The organism is Streptomyces globosus (assembly GCF_003325375.1).
In the GTDB taxonomy this organism is placed as follows: Bacteria; Actinomycetota; Actinomycetes; order Streptomycetales; family Streptomycetaceae; genus Streptomyces; species Streptomyces globosus_A.
The window spans coordinates 2,350,668-2,367,818 of the sequence record NZ_CP030862.1 but is presented as its reverse complement, the minus strand read 5'-3'; the positions used below and the strand labels follow the sequence as shown (position 1 = coordinate 2,367,818).

Here is a 17,151-nt window from a genome sequence, read left to right as displayed (position 1 = left end):
TGCTGATGATCGTCATGCCGCCTCCGTCAGGGGGTGGGCGCGGTGGCGGCCGAGCGCGGTGAGGGCGGCGTGCGCCGCGTCCCATCCGCTCCGGACGGCACTCTCCATGGTCGCGGGCCAGCCGGTGGCGGTCCACGCACCGGCGAGATAGAGGCCCGGCGTGTCGGTCCGCGCGCCGGGGCGGAGCCGGCCGACGCCGGGGGTGGGGGCGAACGTGGCGGTCCGCTCCCGGGTCACGAAGAAGTCCCGTACCTTCGCGCCCCGTGCGGCGGGCAGGAGGCGCTCCAGCTCGGGGAGGTACTTGGCGCGCAGCACGGAGACCGGTTCGTCGATGTCGTCCTGGGCGGCGGACTGGGAGACGGCGAGGTACTGGCCGCCGTCGGGCAGTCCGGAGGAGTCGGTGCGGTCGAACACCCACTGGACGGGGGTGCCGAGGGCGGCGAAGAAGGGCTGCCGGAGCACCTTGCGGTCGTAGACGACGTGGACGTTGAGGATGGGGGCGGTGTCGATGTCGAGGAGCCGGTCGGGGTCGGCGAGGGCGCCGGGCGGGAGCAGTGCGTGGGCCTCGCGCTGGGGGACGGCGAGGACGACGGTGTCCGCGTCGAGGGTGCCGTCCTCGGTGGCGACCTGCCAGGCGCCGTCCGCGGTGCGGGTGAGCGAGGCGGCGCGGGCGCGCAGTTCGGTGCGGACGCCGGCGGCGTCGAGGGACGCGCGGGCGAGGGTGTCGTGCAGGTGGCCGAGGGGGACGCGGGCCCAGCCGATGTCGGCGGAGCCGTTGCCGGAGAGCAGGCCGGTCTTGAAGACCATGGCGGCCAGGCCGAGGGAGGAGCGGTCGGCGGTGGCGTTGAGGGTGGCGACGCCGATGAGGTCCCACAGGGCCTCGACGGTGCGCGGGCTCTGCCCGTGGCGGCCCAGCCAGGTCGCGAAGTCGATGCCGTCGAGGGCCGGGTCGGCGGGGTCGAGGCGGCCCAGGGCGAGGGCGGCGCGGCCGACTCCGGCGCGTTCGGCGGGCGTGAGGTGCGGGTAGCGGGCGAGGGAGGCCGCCAGGTGCAGGGGGACCGGCAGGGCGTTGCGGCGCAGCCGGCCGAGGCGGGGGCCGCGGGGGTGGGCGACGTCGAGGACGGGGACGTCGAGCCGGTCCTGGAGCGGGGCGAGGGCGGCGCCGCCGACCCGGTCGAGGAACCACCGGTAGGCGGTGCAGCAGCGGAGGTAGACGTGCTGGCCGTTGTCGACAGTGAGGTCGCCGCGCTTGAAGGAGAACGCGAGGCCGCCGAGGCGGGGGCGGCCCTCCAGGAGGGTCACCTGCAGGCCGGCGTCGGCGAGTTCGAGGGCCGCGGTGGTGCCGGCGAGGCCGCCGCCGACGACGACGGCGCGCCGGCCGGCGGTGCGGGCGGGGTCCTCGGAGCCGGTCGTGGGGGTCATCGGGTGCGCCTCCGCGTGCTCTGGCGGGTGATGGTCCGCGCGTCGAGGCCGGACAGGCCGCGGACGGCGACGTACGCCTTCTCGTGGGTGGGCAGCGAGACGCGGCCGCGGAGGACGGCGTCCGGTTCGCGTTCGATGCGGTCGAGGAGGCGGCGGTAGATGCCGGCCATCGCGGCGACGCAGGCCCCGCTGCGGCGGTCGAGGAGCGGCAGCAGCCGGTAGCCCTCGGCGAACAGGGCGCGGGCGCGGCGGACTTCGTGGTGGACGAGTCCGGCGAAGTCGGCGGAGGCGGGGAGCCGGCCGGTGCGGAAGTCGGCCGGGTCGCAGCCGAACTTGGCGAGGTCCTCGGCGGGCAGGTAGGTGCGGCCGTTGCCGGCGTCCTCGCGGACGTCGCGCAGGATGTTGGTGAGCTGGAGGGCGAGGCCGAGGGTGTCGGCGTATGCGGAGGCGTGCTCGGCTCGGGGCCCGGCGCCGGCGGTGGTGCCGAAGACGCCGAGGGAGAGCCGGCCGATGGCTCCGGCGACGCAGCGGCAGTAGGTCTTCAGGTCGTCCCAGGTGGCGTAGGTCTCGCCGCGGACGTCCATGAGGACGCCGTCGATGAGCTCGTCGAGTCCGCCGAGGGGGATGGGGAAGCGGCGGGCGGCGTGGGCGAGGGCGACCGCGACGGGGTCGGTGTCGTCCTCGTCGACGGCGCCGGAGCGGACCCTGCCGAGCAGGGCGCGGGTCTCCTCCAGGCGGGCGAGCTTGGCGTCGGGCGGCAGGGTGCCGTCGCCGATGTCGTCGACGCGCCGGGAGAAGGCGTAGAGCGCGGACATGGCCTGCCGCTTGTCGGCGGGCAGCAGCCTGATGCCGTAGGCGAAGTTGCGCGCCTGCGTGCCGGTGACGGCCTCGCAGTAGCTGTAGGCAGCCTGGACCTGCGCGGACGGCGCGGTGGTGTGTGCGGAACCCTCCACGGTCGGGCTCACCCCTTTCTCGGCGCGGTGCGCAGGACGGCGGCCACCTCGCGGAGCAGGCCGCTCCCGGTGGGCTTGGGCGGGCCGGGCAGGACGTCGAAACCGGCGTCGGCGATGGCGCGCAGGGCGGCGCGGCCGCCGCCGGTGAAGCCGGCGAGGAGCAGGCGCAGGCGGCCGCGGACGCTGCCGACGAGCGGGGTGCCCTCGTCGAGGAGGTCCCGGGCGCGGGCGGCCTCGTGGGCGATGAGGGAGCGGACGGAGGCGCCGGCGGTCGGTGCGGCGAGGTCGGCCTCGCCGACGCGGAAGCGGCGCATGTCCTCGGCGGGGAGGTAGATGCGGTCGCGGCGCAGGTCCTCGGAGACGTCCTGGAGGTGTTCGACGATCTGGAGGGCGGTGCAGATCGCGTCGGACCGGCGGATCCGCTCGGGGGTGGCGGTGCCGGTCAGGCCGAGGACGAGGCGGCCGACGGGGTTCGCGGACAGCTCGCAGTAGGCGAGGAGGTCGCCGTACGTCGCGTAGCGCGTGGTGTGCTGGTCCTGGCGGTTGGCCTCGATCAGGGCGCGGAACGGCTCGGGGGTGAGGCCGTGGTCGCGGACGACGGGCCGCAGGGCCGCGAGGAGCGGGTGGCGGGGCGGTGGCCCGGCGGCGAAGACGCGCCCCAGGTCGGCTTCGAGGGCGTCGAGCATCGCCGGCCGGTCGTCCGCGGCGGCGGCATCGAGGCCGAGGAGGACGGCGTCGCGGCCGCCGGGGGCGAGGTCGCCGTCGCCGATGTCGTCGACGAGGCGGGCGTATCCGTAGACGGCGGTCAGGCCGTCGCGCCAGGCGCGCGGGAGGAACGCGGGGGCCACGGGGAAGTTCTCCGTCCGGGCCTTGTCGAGGGTGGCGCTCGTGTGGGCGTCGGGGGCCGGGGCCGGCCGGGGACGGATGCCGTGCGCCGGGGTCACCGCCCGCCGCCCGCGGCGGGGACGGCCGTAATGCCTGGGGGCCGGAGAATTCCCGTAGCCATTGCCGTCATATCTCCCGTTCTACACTGCCGACCCAATGCATCCTATTTCGGACACGCCGCCGGACTTTCCCCGGGGGGTCCCAGGCCGTTCACCTGCGGGGAATCGTCCCCTCTTGCCGCGATTCAAGACCGCCCCAGCTTACGCTGTACAACGCCGCGGAACGCTCTGGGGTATTCACTGCGCCACCGAATGTCGGGCGTGAAATGTCCCGCGCAGGGCCGGGACATGCGAGGACCCCCGCTGCTCGGCGCGGCGGGGGCCCCATGCCGTCACGTTCAGTGACCGGACGCCTTCTCGTATGCCGAGACCACCTCGTCGGTGGGCCCGTCCATCAGGAGTTCGCCCTTCTCCAGCCACAGGACGCGGCTGCAGGTATCGCGGATCGACTTGTTGTTGTGGCTCACCAGGAAGACGGTTCCGGCCTGCTGGCGCAGCTCGCGGATCCGCGCCTCGGAGCGCACCTGGAACTTGCGGTCGCCGGTGGCGAGCGCCTCGTCGATCATCAGCACGTCGTGGTCCTTGGCCGCCGCGATGGAAAAGCGCAGGCGTGCGGCCATGCCGGAGGAGTACGTGCGCATCGGCAGGGAGATGAAGTCGCCCTTGTCGTTGATTCCGGAGAAATCGACGATGTCCTGGTACCGCTCGTGGATCTGCTCGCGGCTCATGCCCATGGCCAGGCCGCCGAGGACGACGTTCCGCTCGCCCGTGAGGTCGTTCATCAGGGCCGCGTTGACGCCGAGCAGCGACGGCTGGCCGTCGGTGTAGACCTTGCCGGACTCGCAGGGCAGCAGGCCCGCGATGGCGCGCAGCAGCGTCGACTTGCCGGAGCCGTTGGAGCCGATGAGGCCGATGGCCTCGCCGCGGTAGGCGGTGAAGGACACCCCGCGCACGGCGTGGACGCGGCGGACGCCGGGCGCGTCTCCCTTGCCCCTGCGGAGTATCTTGCTGAGCGCCGCCGTGGCGCTGCCGCGGCCGGAGCTGCCGGTGTTGACGCGGTAGACGATGTGCACGTCGTCGGCGATGACGGTGGGGATCGAGCCCCTGTTGTTCTCAGCCACGGCCGTAGCGCTCCTCAGCCTTCCAGAAGTACACGAAGCCGCCGAGGCCGATGACGACGGCCCAGCCGACGGCGAAGGCCCAGACGTGCGGCGGGAGGTTCTCGCTGCCGTAGCCGTCGATCAGCGCGAAGCGGATCAGGTCCATGTAGATCGCCGCGGGGTTCCACTGGAGGACGTCCGCGATCCACGCCGGGCGGTCCTTGAGCATCTCGTTGATCGAGAACATGACGCCGGAGGCGTACATCCAGGTGCGCGTCAGGAACGGCATCAGCTGGGCGAGGTCCGGGGTCTTGGCGCCCATGCGCGCGAAGATCAGCGCGAGGCCGGTGTTGAAGACGAACTGGAGCACCAGGGCGGGGATCACCAGCAGCCACGACAGCGAGGGGTAGCTGCCGAAGATGACCGCGACGACCAGCACGACGATCATCGAGTACATCAGCTGCTGGAGCTGCTGCATCGAGAAGGAGATCGGCAGGGAGGCGCGCGGGAAGTGCAGGGCGCGGACCAGGCCCAGGTTGGACGGGATGGCCCGCACGCCCGCCATCAGCGAGCTCTGCGTGAACGTGAAGACGAAGATGCCGATGACGAGGAAGGGGATGTAGACCCCCTTCTCCATGCCGCGGCCCGCGTTCAGGATGAGGCCGAAGATCAGGTAGTACACGAGCGCGTTGAGCAGCGGCGTCGCCACCTGCCACAGCTGGCCGAGCTTGGCCTGGCTGTACTGGGCGACCAGCTTGGCCCGGGAGAACGCCATGATGAAGTGGCGCCGCTCCCAGAGCTGCCGCACGTAGCCGGGCAGGCTCGGCCGGGCACCGCTGACGGACAGGCCGTACTTCCTGGCGAGCTCAGCAGGGGTCAGCCCCGCGTCTTCGGACGGCGGCTTGCTCGTGGCGAGGGCGCCATCCTGGGTTGTGTCACTCACAAGTTGAAACTTTCCGTCTTCACGATGCGGCAGAGGCGGACCGGGGACGAGAGGCGCTCTGTCCCTGGTCGCGCCATGTTCTCAAACGCCAGCGTGTCAGATGACAGGCGGTCGACCCAGCCGGGTCAGCCGCCAGACCGTACGCCACCTCATCGGGCGCCGGGGACCGCAGGGGGTGGTCCAGCCCTCCCTGAAGCCGCCGAACCACGCCTTGAGCGCCGGCCCGGAGGGCCTGCGCAGGAGCGTCAGCAGCAGCCAGACGCCCACGTAGACCGGGACCAGCGGGAGGGGCAGGTTGCGGCGGGCGAGCCACACCCTGTTACGGGCCACCATACGGTGGTAGACCGCGTGCCGGGAGGGGGCGGTCGCCGGGTGCAGCAGCACCATGTCCGCCCGGTAGTCGATCATCCACCCGGCGTCGAGGGCCCGCCAGGCCAGGTCGGTCTCCTCGTGGGCGTAGAAGAACTCCGCCGGGAGGGTGCCGACCTGGCCGAGGACCGCGGTCCGCACGGCGTTGGCGCCGCCGAGGAAGGTGGTGACCCGGGAGGACCGCATCGGGTCCGAGGCGCGCAGCCGGGGCACGTGCCGCCGCTGAGTGGTGCCGGTCTCCGGATCGGCGATGCGGAAGCTGACGATGCCCAGCCGGGGGTCCTCCGCGAAGGCGCGGCGGCACAGCTCGGCGGTGTCGGTGCGCTCCAGCAGCCCGTCGTCGTCGAGGAAGAGCAGGATGTCGACGTCGCTGCCGCCGGGGCCGAAGGCCTCGATGCCGACGTTGCGGCCGCCGGGGATGCCGAGGTTCTCGGGCAGGGCGACGGTGCGCACGCCGGCCGCGGGGTCGGCGAAAGCCGCGGGGTCCACGCCCTGGCCGACGACGACGACCTCGACCGGGTCGCCCTCCTGGCGGGCGACGGAGTCGAGGAGCGCCTTCAGCTCGTCGGGGCGGTTGCCCATGGTGATGACGACCGCGCCGACGCGCAGCGGGGCGCTCACCGCAGCCTGCTGGAGGCGAGGACGGACACGAGGTGGAGCACCGTCTGCAGCAGCGCGATGCCGGCCAGGACGGCCACGCCGAGGCGGGTGAAGTACAGGCCGCCCTGGATCTGGTCCAGCACGGCCAGCAGCAGGATCAGCAGCGAGGCCTCTATGCCGAGGATCAGGCGGTGGAACTTGAGGGCGGCAGCGGCCCGGCGGGCCAGGGCCATGCCGGAGGAGCGCGGCTCGGCGGCGGCCTCCTTGACCGGGGGCAGCCCGCCCTGGTGCCGGGCGACGCCGACCAGGTCGGTCTCCGCCTTGATCAGGATCGCGCCGAGCGCCGCGAGGGTGCCGAGGAAGGCCCACAGCCAGTCGATCCGGCCGCCGCCCCACAGGTCGGCGGCGCGCAGGCCGAGGCCGACCAGGACGGCCGCGTCGCACAGGTAGGCGCCGACCCGGTCCAGGTAGACCCCGGAGAGGGAGTACTGCTTCTTCCAGCGGGCGACCTCGCCGTCGACGCAGTCCAGCAGCAGGTAGAGCTGGACGGCGACCACGCCGAGGACGGCGCCCCAGACGCCCGGCACGAGCAGCGCGGGCAGCGCGAGGACGCCCGCCAGGGTCATCACGTAGGTCAGCTGGTTCGGCGTGACCTTGGTGGTGACCAGGAGGCGGGTGATGCGCAGGGAGACCTCGCGCATGTACAGGCGGCCGCCCCAGTGCTCGCCGCTGCGCCGGTCCTTCACGCCCTCCGGGTGAACGACGGGCCGGAGCTCAGCTACGGATGGTCTTGGCATAGTCGGCGTAAGCGTCCCTGATATCGGCGGCGGACAGGTTGCGGTGCTCCAGGATCGTGAAACGCCCGGGGCGGGTCTGGGGTGCGTACTCGACCGCGGCGACGAACTCCTCCGCGCTGAAGCCGATCTCCTCGGGGAGGACCGGCAGGCCGTGGCGGCGCAGCACCTCGGCGAAGAGCCCGGACTGCTCGACGGCGCCCCGCAGGTGCATCGCGAAGGCGGCGCCGAGGCCGACCTGCTCGCCGTGGAGCGCGGAGCGCCCGGGGTGGAGCAGGTCGAAGGCGTGGCTGATCTCGTGGCAGGCACCGGAGGCGGGGCGGGTGTCCCCGCTGATCGACATGGCGATGCCGGTCAGGACGAGGGACTCGGCGAGGACCGTGAGGAACTCGTCGTCGCCGCAGCCGCCGGGGTGGCGCAGCACGGCCTCGCCGGCGGTGCGGGCCATCGCGGCGGCGAGGCCGTCGACGGCCTCGCCGTTGACCTCGTGCGACAGCTCCCAGTCGGCGATGGCGGAGATGTTGGAGAGGGCGTCGCCGATGCCGGCGCGGACGAACCGGACGGGCGCCTCCTTGATCACGTCGAGGTCGATGACCATCGCGATCGGGGTGGGCACGCCGTAGGAGCCGCGGCCGTTGTCGTTGTCGAGGGTAGCGACCGGCGAGCAGATGCCGTCGTGGGACAGGTTGGTGGCGACGGCCACCATGGGCAGGCCGACCCGCGCCGCGGCGTACTTCGCCACGTCGATGATCTTGCCGCCGCCCAGGCCCACGACGGCGTCGTAGCGGCGGCCCTTTATGTCGTCGGCGAGCTTGACGGCCGAGTCGATGGTGCCGTCGACGACCGCGTACCAGTCGGCGTGCGGCAGCACCGGCTCCAGCTTGGTGCGCAGCACCTGGCCGGAGCCGCCGCTGATGGCGATGGCCAGCTTGCCGGACGCGGAGATCCGCTGGTCGGCCAGGAGGCCGGCCAGGTCGTCCATGGCGCCCCGGCTGATGTCGACGACGACCGGGGAGGGGATGAGCCTCGTCAGTACTGGCATGCGATCGTCCGGCCCTTGGCGAGGTCGTCGTGGTTGTCGATCTCCACCCACCTGACGTCGCCGATGGGGGCCACGTCGATCGCGAAGCCGTCGTTGACGAGCTGCTGGTAGCCGTCCTCGTAGTAGAGGTCCGGGTCGCGCTCGAAGGTGGTCTTCAGGGCCTCGGCGAGGGCCTGGGCGGCCTCGGGCTCGATGAGGGTGACGCCGATGTACTCGCCGGTGGCGTCGGCCGGGTCCATCAGCTTGGTGATCTTCTGCACGCCGCGGCCGTCGGCGGTGACGACCTTCATCTCCTCGTCGGCCAGGCTCTTGACCGTGTCGAGGGCGAGGATGATCTTCTTGCCGTCGCCGCGGGCGGCGAGGAGGGTCTCCTCGACGGAGACCGGGTGGACGGTGTCGCCGTTGGCGAGGATCACACCGCGGCCGAGGACCTCGCGCGCGCACCACAGGGAGTAGGCATTGTTCCACTCCTCTGCCTTGTCGTTGTCGATCAGCGTGATCGAGAGCCCGTACTTGGCCTCCAGGGCCTCGCGGCGCTCGTAGACGGCCTCCTTGCGGTAGCCGACGACGATGGCGACCTCGGTGAGGCCGACGGCGGCGAAGTTGCCGAGGGTCAGGTCGAGGACCGTCAGGCTCTCCTCGTCGCCCTCGGGGCCGACGGGCACGAGGGCCTTGGGCAGGGTGTCGGTGTAGGGACGCAGGCGGCGTCCGGCACCGGCAGCGAGGACAAGGCCGATCATGCTGGTTCTCCTTCGTCATGTACGGCGGGTGCCCCGGAGGAGACCCAGAAGCGGATGCTCTCGGCGAGCACCACGGTTGCCACGGCGACGGCCAGGGCGGTGAGCGCGAAGCGGAAGTCCGCGGCGCGCGTCGCCAGGACGGCGGCCAGGACCGCGGTCAGCAGCACCCGGCCGTCGTGGCCGCCGATCGTCCGCACGAGCCAGTGCGGGGGCGCGCCCGCGTTGCCGCGGATGCGGTAGACCGTGTCGTAGTGATGGTAGGCGACCGCCGCGACCAGTCCGAATGCCGCCGGGAGGGCTCCGGGGACGTCCGCCTTGGCGGCCAGGACCAGCACGGTGGTGTACTCGGCGGCCCGGAAGACGGGCGGGATCAGCCAGTCGAGCGCCCCGGCCAGGGGGCGGGCGACGGCGACCCCGGCGAGCACCGCGTAGCCGGCGGCAGCCGCCGCGGTCTGCCAGGCGCCGAAGGGCTGTGCCCAGGCCGTCCACAGCAGGCCGGCCGAGCCGGCCACGGCGGCGGCGAGCCCCGCGGCCGGCGCCGTACGGCCGAGGACGCGGCCCGCGGCGCGGGCGGCGAGCTCGGCGACCGGGCCGGTGTCGGCCAGGTCGGCCAGGGCGCGGGCGGCGCGCTCGGTGCGCCGGGCCTTGCGGGTGAGCGAGCGCAGCACCCGGCCGGCGGTGGTGTAGAGCGCGCCGAACGCACAGCCGGCGAGCAGCGCGTAGAAGACGATGCGGGGGGTGGTGCAGGCCGTCAGGACGGCGATCATCGCCCAGCGCTCGCCGATCGGCAGGATGATCATCCGGCGGAGCCAGACGGTCCAGCCGACGCTGTCGAGCCGGTCGGAGAGGGCCGCGGTGGGGCTGGTGTTCGCGGTCGCGTCGTGGTTGGCCTCGTTGAAGGAGAAGTCCACGACGTGCCGGCAGGTCATGAGGATCATGGCGCCGAGCGCGAGCCCCCACACGTCGTCGCCGCCGCGGGCGGCGCCCAGCGCGAGGCCCGCGTAGAAGGAGTACTCCTTCGCCCGGTCGAAGGTGGCGTCGAGCCAGGCGCCCATCGTCGAGTACTGGAGCGAGTAGCGGGCCAGCTGCCCGTCGGTGCAGTCCAGGACGAACGAGACGAGCAGCAGCACGCCCGCGGTGACGTACCCCCAGCGCTCGCCGGTGGCGGCGCAGCCGGCGGCGACGAGCGCGGTGGCCAGCGAGGCGGTGGTGACCTGGTTGGGGGTCAGGCCGCGGCGGGCGCACCAGCGGGCGATGTAGCGCGAGTAGGGGCTGATGAAGAAGGTGGTGAAGAACCCGTCCCGGGACTTCACGGCGGAGCGCAGGCGCACCGCCTCCTCGTCCACGGCCGCGACGGCGGCCTCGGCGGCCTGCCGCTCCGCCGCGGTCGCGGGGACGGCGGCGACGAGGCTGCCCAGCTCCGGCCGCTGGACCGGGGTCCCGGCGGCCTCGACGGCGGCGGCGAGCCGGTCGGCCCAGGGGCCGTCGCCGGCTTCCGTTTCGGGCAGCGCGGCGGCCTTGTCGAGGGCCGCGCGCGCGGCCGGCCGGACGGTGAGGGCACCGGTGACCGCGCACGCGTCGAAGCGCGGGTCGGTCAACGCGAGGCGCAGCGCATGGACGTGCCCGACGAAGGCGCTGTCCACGACGGCCACCCGCTGGTCGGCGGGGACGGCGGCGAGGACCGCGGCCGCGTCCGCCGGGGCGGCCGCGGTGCGCACGTCGAAGCCGAGGGAGCGCAGCTCTTCCGCGAGCGGTGATCCGGGGACCGGCAGACCGGTGAGGATGACGGTCGACAGACGAACTCACTCCTTGCGGCGATCACGGCGGCAGACGCCGCACGGGGGCGCGGCAGCACGTCGGCTGAGGCTATCGGATGACGGGAAGCACGGGCTCACCACCCGTTTGGCTCCCCGGCGCCGGCGGCCCCGGTGTCCGGGCGCCTCGGCGCGATCATCATCGGTGATCGTGCCGAGGTGCGACAAACCCCCGGATGTTAAAGTGGGGCGGCTCACGCCGGCTCCGGCCGGCGGAGCGGCAGGAGGCGGTCCCGCACCGGGCGGACCGCGACGAGGAGCGGCCGCCCTTCGCGGGCGGACGGGGACCGGTACGGATCGGCCGAGCAGCCGGCGTAGGGGTTCCGGGGATCCGGGAGGTGGGTTGATGGCCGTCGCAGCAGTCGCTGCCGTGCGCAGCGGGCTCCGGTTCGTCCCCCTTTCCCTGCGGGTGCCCGGCCGGGCCTGATCCCAGCGATCCGGCCCGTCGGCGGGTGCCCCTTTCCCTTCGAGGGTTCACGTTGACCGACCATTCCGGTTCTCCTTCCGATCACTGCACCCGCGCCGAGCTCGTGGAGGCGTTCTTCGCCCTCCACGCGGGCCTGCCCCGGCAGGCCCCCGGCTCCGACGCCACCACCCGGCACCTGCTGTCGCTGTGCGGTCCCCTGCCCGAGCGGCCGCGGATCCTGGACCTCGGCTGCGGCCCCGGCCGCAGCGCCCTCCTCCTCGCGCAGGAGGCCGGCCCGGCCGCCGAGGTGACCGCCGTCGACCTGCACCGCCCCTTCCTCGACGAGCTCCGCTCCGCCGCGGCGGAGCGCGGGCTCGCCGACCGGATCCGCCCCGTCGAGGCGGACCTGGCCGCGCTCCCCTTCCCCGCCGGGTCCTTCGACCTGGTGTGGGCGGAGGGCTCGGCGTACGTCCTGGGCTTCGACGCCGCGCTCACGCGGTGGAAGCCGCTGCTCGCGCCCGGCGGGACCCTCGTGCTCACCGAGTGCGAGTGGACCGCGGAGGAGCCATCCGCCGGGGCCCGCGCCTTCTGGGACCCGCGCTGTCCCCTGCGCCACACCGCCCGCAACCTCGCGGCGGCGCAGGCGGCCGGCTACCGGGTCCTCGGGGTGCACCTGCTGCCGGACTCCGACTGGGCCGCGTACTACGGGCCGCTCGCCGAGCGGATCGCCGGGGCCGAGGCCCGCGCCCGGGCGGGGGACGCCCCCGCGGCGGCGGACGCCGCCGCGCTGGCCGAGGCCCGCGAGGAGATCGCCGTACGCTCCCGGCACGGCCGCGAGTACGGCTACACCGGCTACGTCCTGCGCCCGGCGGACGCCGGCAGGGCGGCGGCCTGGCCGACCCGGCCGGAGGCCCCCGCGGACGCGGCCGCCGTACGGGCCGTCAACCTGGCGGCCTTCGGAACCCCGCTGGAGGCGGACCTCGTCGACGCACTGCGCACGGACCCGGCATGGCTGCCGGGGCTGTCGTACGTGGCGGAGGGCCCGGACGGGTCGGTCGCGGCGCACGCCCTGCTGACCCGCTGCGAGGTCGGCGGTGCGCCGGCCCTCGCCCTCGCCCCGGTGGCCGTCGACCCTGCGCTCCAGCGCTCGGGGGCCGGCAGCGCCGTCGTACGGGCGCTGCTCGCGGCGGCGCAGGAGCGCGGGGAGTCCCTCGTACTGGTGCTGGGGCACCCGGAGTACTACCCGCGGTTCGGGTTCGTCCCGGCCTCGCGGTTCGGGATCCGGGCGCCGTTCGAGGTGCCGGACGAGGCGCTGATGGCGCTGGTGCTCGACGCGGCGGCGCCGCTTCCGCGGGGCACGATCGCCTACGCGGCGCCCTTCGGCGGGTAGGCCCGCCGGGCCGGTGCGGCGCGCAGGGCGGGGTTTCCGCGCGCCGCACCGGCCGCCTACCACGCAGCCGGGGCAGACATGCGCGAATCGGCGAAGTGCGGACGAGTGTCGCGCGTGGGGCAGACTGGGGGGCCTGAGTCCGAAGCGAAGGATGGGTATGCCGACCACACCAGCCACCGCCGCGAACAGCGCGCCCCACGGCACCGGCACTCAAGAACCGATCATGCTCGAACTGGTCGACGAGTCCGGCAACACCATCGGCACGGCGGAGAAGCTCTCCGCCCACCAGGCGCCCGGCCTGCTGCACCGGGCCTTCTCCGTGTTCCTCTTCGACGAGCAGGGCCGCCTCCTGCTCCAGCAGCGGGCGCTGGGCAAGTACCACTCGCCCGGCGTCTGGTCGAACACGTGCTGCGGTCACCCCTACCCCGGGGAGTCCCCGTTCGCCGCCGCCGCCCGGCGGACGCACGAGGAGCTGGGCCTGTCGCCGTCGCTGATGGCCGAGGCGGGCACGGTCCGCTACAACCACCCCGACCCCGATTCGGGTCTGGTGGAGCAGGAGTACAACCACCTGTTCGTGGGACTCGCGCAGGCGGCGCTGCGCCCTGACCCGGAAGAGGTCGCCGACACCGCGTTCGTGACCCCCGGGGAGCTGGAGAAGCGCCACGCCGAGGTGCCGTTCTCGGCGTGGTTCATGACGGTGCTGGACGCGGCCCGGCCGGCGATCCGCGAGCTGACGGGCGACGCGGCCGGCTGGTAGGCCCGCCGCTCAGTGCGTCCGGGCGGGCGGTACGGCGAGCGGCAGGGCCGCCCAGATGACCTTGCCGCCCGCCGCGGTGTGCTCGACGTCGCAGACCCCTCCGGCCTCCCGGGTGGTCTCGCGGACGAGCAGCAGGCCGCGGCCGCCGGTCTGCCCGAAGTCGGCCTCCAGCGCCTTGGGCCGGTAGGGGTGGTTGTCCTCGACGGCCACCCGTACCCACTCCCTGCCGATCGCGACCTCGACGGCCACCTCTGGGGACAGCAGGGCCGCGTGCCGCACCGAGTTCGTCACCAGTTCGGAGACGATCAGCAGCAGGGAGTACACGAGGTCCCGGTCGGCCGGCACGCCCTGGCGGCCGAGCAGGTCGCGGACCGCCCGGCGGGCCTGCGGAACGGATTCTTCAACGGCGGGCACGGTGAACCGCCACACGCCTTCGTACGCGAGCGGTCCGGCCGGGGCCTCCGGCTCACCCGCCTCGACCGGCGGGACGCCCCCGCTGACTTCCATCTCCCGGCCCCGTCCTTCGCACTCGATCGTCTCCACTCGTCCAGAGTGGGGAACGTGCGGTGCGGACCGGACCGCTGACCACAACTCGGCGGGATTCGGCCGCTTTCCGACCGGCGGCGTATGACAGCGTCAGTTGTGCGACTGATCCTGATCCCCTGCGGGGCCCTCCCCGGCCGCTCGCCCGTCCCCGCCGCCCTCCTGACCGACCAGACGCAGCACGCGCCGCGCCCCCACGCCCAGCGCCATCAGCGCCAGCCCGTCGAAGAGCAGGGCGAGGGAGAAGAAGGTCCCGATCACGTACAGGCTGCTGCTGGGCCAGCTCGCGAGGATCAGCAGGCCCAGCACGATACCGAAGGCGCCCTGGACGAGCGTCAGCCCGAAGTGCGCGCCCCGGACCACGATCGCCCCGACCAGCCGGAAGACGCCCGCGACGAGGAACAGCAGCGCGGCGAACATCGTCAGCGCCTCGGCACTGGCCTCGGGGCGGCGCAGCACCACGAAGCCCGCGGCGATGTTGACGGCGGCGACCATGACGGTCAGCCAGAAGTGGCTGCTGCCCCGCGACTGCACGGCCTGGACGAGGCCCACGATGCCGCCGACCAGCAGCAGCCAGCCGAACAGCAACATCGACGTGAGCGTCGCGAGCCCCGCGTACACCAGGCCGACCAGCCCGCCGAGGACCAGGACCGCGCCGAGCAGGGCCAGCAGCGCGTAGCTCCGCCTGAGCTTCTTCGTCCCCTTGGCGTCGAGGCCGCCGGGCGGGGGGTCTGCGCCGTCTGCCGGGTCTGCGCCCATGGGCGTGCCACCTTTCAGCGCCCCCCGTCGGACTCCCCGATCATAGGATCGGCCGCCCGGGATAGCATCCGGCGCATGGACGCAGCCCTCCTGCACTCGGTCGACGACGGCGTCGCCACCGTCGTCATCTCCCACCCCGCGAAGCGCAACGCCATGACCGCGGCGATGTGGCGGGCGCTTCCGGAACTGCTGGACGCCCTGTCCGCCGATCGGGCGGTGCGCGTGCTGGTGCTGACCGGGGACGGGCTGACCTTCTGCGCCGGCGCGGACATCTCCTCCCTGGCCGGGAAGGAGGACCCGCAGGCCCTGGCCGTCCTCGCCGAGGAGGCCCTGGCGGCCTTCCCGAAGCCGACGATCGCCGCGATCCGCGGCTTCTGCGTCGGCGGCGGCAGCCAGCTCGCCGCCGCCTGCGACCTGCGGTTCGCGGAGGAGGGCTCCTCCTTCGGGGTGACGCCGGCCCGGCTCGGCATCGTCTACCCGGCCTCCTCGACGCGCCGGCTCGTCTCCCTCGTCGGCCCGGCCACCGCCAAGTACCTCCTCTACTCCGCCGAGTTGATCGGCGCCGAGCACGCCCTGCGGGCGGGCTTCCTCGACGAGCTGCTGCCGGCCGGGCAGCTGGAGCGGCGGGTCGCGGAATTCGCCCGCATCCTGACGACCCGCTCGCAGCTGACGCAGGCGGCCGCGAAGGAGTTCGCCGACGGCCGGACCGGCCGGGACGCCCACTGGGCGGCCGAGGCCGCCGCGAGCGGCGACACCGCGGAGGGCGTCGCCGCGTTCCTGGAGCGGCGGACCCCCGCCTTCACCTGGACGGCAGGGGGCTGACCCCGCGCAGCCGCGCGACCACCTCCGCCGGCGCCTTCTCGGGCGAGCCGGCGTCGTAGGGCGGCTGCGGGTCGTACTCGATCATCAGCTGGACGGTCTGCGCCTGCTCGTCCCCGGCGAGGCGGCCCACCAGCGCCAGCCCCATGTCGATGCCCGAGGACACCCCGGCGGCCGTGACGTACTTGCCGTCGAAGACGACACGCTCGCCGGTGGGCCGGGCGCCGTACGCCGGGAGGCGGTCCAGGTACAGCCAGTGGCCCGTGGCGCGGCGGCCGTCGAGGAGGCCGGCGGCGGCGAGCAGCAGGGAGCCGGTGCACACCGAGGCGGTCCAGGTGGTGGCGGTGTCGACGGTCCGCAGCCAGTCGAGGACGGCCGGGTCGCCGGTCTGGGTCTCGGGGGCGGGGCCGCCGGGGACGACGAGGATGTCGGGGCTGACCACCTCGTCGAGGGCCTTCTCGGCGACGAGGGACAGCCGGCCGGAGTCACAGCGCACCGGGCCGGGGCGCTCGGCGACGAACACGGTCTCCGTGCCGGGCAGGTGGGCGAGGGTCTCGTAGGGGCCGACGGCGTCGAGGGCGGTGAAACCGTCGTAGAGCAGGACGGCGATCTGCATGTCTCCTCCGAAGGGGTGCGCCGGTACGGAACGGGATGCGGTCGGGTGGGCGTACGGCGGTGTGCGGCGGCCGGGTGCGGGTCAGCGGCCGAAGCGGCGGCGGTACTCCGCCGGCGGCTGGCCCAGGGTCTTCACGAACGCGCGGCGCAGCGCCTCGGGGGTGCCGTAGCCGCAGGCCCGGGCGATCTGGGCCACCCCCTCGCCGCTGTCCTCCAGCAGCCGCCGCGCGTGCTCGACCCGTACGTGCTGCACGTACCGGCCCGGGGTAACCCCGGTCTCGGCCTGGAAGGCCCGCGCGAAGTGCCGCGGCGAGAGCCCCGCGCGGGCGGCGAGCGCCTCCACGCCGAGGTCCTCCCCCGGGTGCTCGGTGATCCAGTGCTGGACCTCGCGCAGCGGCTCCCGCAGCGCCGTCTGGGCGGCGAGCTGCGCGCTGAACTGGGCCTGGTTGCCGGGGCGCCGCAGGAAGACGACCAGGTGCCGGGCGATCGACAGGGCGACCTGCCTGCCGTGGTCCTCCTCGACCAGGGCCAGGGCGAGGTCGATGCCCGCCGTGACGCCGGCGGAAGTGGCGACGGAGCCGTCGCGTACGTAGATCGGGTCCGGTTCGACGGCCACGCGCGGATGGTCGCGCGCCATCTGCTCGCACGCCGACCAGTGCGTCGTGGCACGGCGGCCGTCGAGCAGCCCCGCCTCGGCGAGCAGCAGCCCGCCCGTGCACACGGACACCAGCCGCTGCGCGCCACCCCCGTGGGCGCGCAGCCAGGCGGTGAGCCGCGCGTCGAAGTCTCCGTAGCGTCCTCCGGGCACGAGCAGGGTGGTGCCCGGGCCCGGCCGCTCGTCCTCCAGGGAGCCGTCGGGGACGAGGGTGAGGCCGCTGCCGGTCCGCACCGGACGCCCGTCGGGGGACGCGGTCCGGATCTCGTACGGCGTCCGCCCCGGGAAGTGCGAGACCGCGGCGAACACCTCCACGGGGCCGGTCAGGTCCAGGCTCTGCATGCCGTCGTAGAGGACGGCGAGCACGCTGCGGGGTGACATGGCTCCATGGTGTGAGCCCGGCCCGGGCGGCCGCAATGACGTGCTTCCCACCTATCCGGCCATCGGCCCGGGGCGGGGCCCCGCGGCGCCCCGGCTGCGGTGCGG

17 protein-coding genes are annotated in these 17,151 nt (G+C 74.0%); 3 read left to right on the top strand and 14 right to left on the bottom strand.

Going from position 1 to position 17,151, the window contains the following annotated elements:
• Positions 1 to 12: 12 nt before the first annotated feature.
• From hpnE to C0216_RS10700, 10 genes are all read right to left on the bottom strand, one after another.
• Positions 13 to 1,422 carry a hydroxysqualene dehydroxylase HpnE gene (hpnE, locus tag C0216_RS10745; protein WP_114055053.1) on the bottom strand — a complete coding sequence of 470 codons (1,410 nt, stop codon included), beginning with the start codon at positions 1,420 to 1,422 and terminating at the stop codon, positions 13 to 15.
• Positions 1,419 to 2,387: a presqualene diphosphate synthase HpnD gene (hpnD, locus tag C0216_RS10740; RefSeq protein ID WP_428985416.1), complete on the bottom strand. Its 969-nt coding sequence runs from the start codon at positions 2,385 to 2,387 to the stop codon at positions 1,419 to 1,421. The genes hpnE and hpnD overlap by 4 nt, the downstream gene beginning before the upstream one ends.
• Entirely contained in the window at positions 2,384 to 3,301 is a 918-nt protein-coding gene (hpnC, locus tag C0216_RS10735; RefSeq protein ID WP_114058585.1) for a squalene synthase HpnC, read from the bottom strand. The genes hpnD and hpnC overlap by 4 nt, the downstream gene beginning before the upstream one ends.
• Positions 3,302 to 3,657: 356 nt before the next feature.
• Positions 3,658 to 4,440 carry an ABC transporter ATP-binding protein gene (locus C0216_RS10730; protein WP_114055052.1) on the bottom strand — a complete coding sequence of 261 codons (783 nt, stop codon included), beginning with the start codon at positions 4,438 to 4,440 and terminating at the stop codon, positions 3,658 to 3,660.
• Entirely contained in the window at positions 4,433 to 5,362 is a 930-nt protein-coding gene (locus C0216_RS10725) for an ABC transporter permease (RefSeq protein ID WP_114055051.1), read from the bottom strand. The genes C0216_RS10730 and C0216_RS10725 overlap by 8 nt, the downstream gene beginning before the upstream one ends.
• A 96-nt stretch (positions 5,363 to 5,458) precedes the next feature.
• Complete coding sequence (locus C0216_RS10720) at positions 5,459 to 6,352, bottom strand: glycosyltransferase family 2 protein (protein ID WP_114055050.1); 894 nt, start codon at positions 6,350 to 6,352, stop codon at positions 5,459 to 5,461.
• Positions 6,349 to 7,128 (bottom strand): CDP-alcohol phosphatidyltransferase family protein, encoded by a 780-nt coding sequence (locus C0216_RS10715; RefSeq protein ID WP_114055049.1) that lies wholly within the window; start codon positions 7,126 to 7,128, stop codon positions 6,349 to 6,351. Before C0216_RS10715 ends, C0216_RS10720 begins: the two co-directional genes overlap by 4 nt.
• Positions 7,106 to 8,167 carry an iron-containing alcohol dehydrogenase family protein gene (locus C0216_RS10710; RefSeq protein WP_114055048.1) on the bottom strand — a complete coding sequence of 354 codons (1,062 nt, stop codon included), beginning with the start codon at positions 8,165 to 8,167 and terminating at the stop codon, positions 7,106 to 7,108. Before C0216_RS10710 ends, C0216_RS10715 begins: the two co-directional genes overlap by 23 nt.
• On the bottom strand, positions 8,155 to 8,907 hold the full coding sequence (locus C0216_RS10705) for a sugar phosphate nucleotidyltransferase (RefSeq protein WP_114055047.1): 753 nt from the start codon (positions 8,905 to 8,907) through the stop codon (positions 8,155 to 8,157). The genes C0216_RS10710 and C0216_RS10705 overlap by 13 nt, the downstream gene beginning before the upstream one ends.
• A complete protein-coding gene (locus C0216_RS10700; protein ID WP_114055046.1) occupies positions 8,904 to 10,703 on the bottom strand; it encodes a DUF5941 domain-containing protein in 1,800 nt (599 codons plus the stop codon). The genes C0216_RS10705 and C0216_RS10700 overlap by 4 nt, the downstream gene beginning before the upstream one ends.
• A gap of 497 nt (positions 10,704 to 11,200) precedes the next feature.
• Between C0216_RS10700 and C0216_RS10695 the strand changes: the two genes are divergently transcribed.
• Together C0216_RS10695 and idi are read left to right on the top strand one after the other, a co-directional pair.
• Entirely contained in the window at positions 11,201 to 12,517 is a 1,317-nt protein-coding gene (locus C0216_RS10695; protein ID WP_246042456.1) for a bifunctional class I SAM-dependent methyltransferase/N-acetyltransferase, read from the top strand.
• Between the two features lie 157 nt (positions 12,518 to 12,674).
• A complete protein-coding gene (idi, locus tag C0216_RS10690; RefSeq protein WP_114055044.1) occupies positions 12,675 to 13,274 on the top strand; it encodes an isopentenyl-diphosphate Delta-isomerase in 600 nt (199 codons plus the stop codon).
• A 9-nt stretch (positions 13,275 to 13,283) separates the two neighbouring features.
• On the opposite strand, the gene C0216_RS10685 is transcribed toward idi, so the two are convergent.
• Both C0216_RS10685 and C0216_RS10680 read right to left on the bottom strand, forming a co-directional pair.
• A complete protein-coding gene (locus tag C0216_RS10685) occupies positions 13,284 to 13,781 on the bottom strand; it encodes an ATP-binding protein (protein ID WP_114055043.1) in 498 nt (165 codons plus the stop codon).
• A gap of 129 nt (positions 13,782 to 13,910) precedes the next feature.
• Positions 13,911 to 14,576, bottom strand: coding sequence for an HdeD family acid-resistance protein (locus C0216_RS10680; protein ID WP_114055042.1), 666 nt, complete (start codon positions 14,574 to 14,576; stop codon positions 13,911 to 13,913).
• Between the two features lie 75 nt (positions 14,577 to 14,651).
• Between C0216_RS10680 and C0216_RS10675 the strand changes: the two genes are divergently transcribed.
• On the top strand, positions 14,652 to 15,398 hold the full coding sequence (locus tag C0216_RS10675) for an enoyl-CoA hydratase/isomerase family protein (protein ID WP_114055041.1): 747 nt from the start codon (positions 14,652 to 14,654) through the stop codon (positions 15,396 to 15,398).
• Here the strand turns inward: C0216_RS10675 and C0216_RS10670 are convergent.
• Entirely contained in the window at positions 15,376 to 16,011 is a 636-nt protein-coding gene (locus tag C0216_RS10670) for a DJ-1/PfpI family protein (protein WP_114055040.1), read from the bottom strand. The two genes, C0216_RS10675 and C0216_RS10670, sit on opposite strands and share 23 nt — an antisense overlap.
• Positions 16,012 to 16,092: 81 nt before the next feature.
• Positions 16,093 to 17,046, bottom strand: coding sequence for a GlxA family transcriptional regulator (locus C0216_RS10665; protein ID WP_114055039.1), 954 nt, complete (start codon positions 17,044 to 17,046; stop codon positions 16,093 to 16,095).
• Between the last annotated feature and the right edge of the window lie 105 nt (positions 17,047 to 17,151).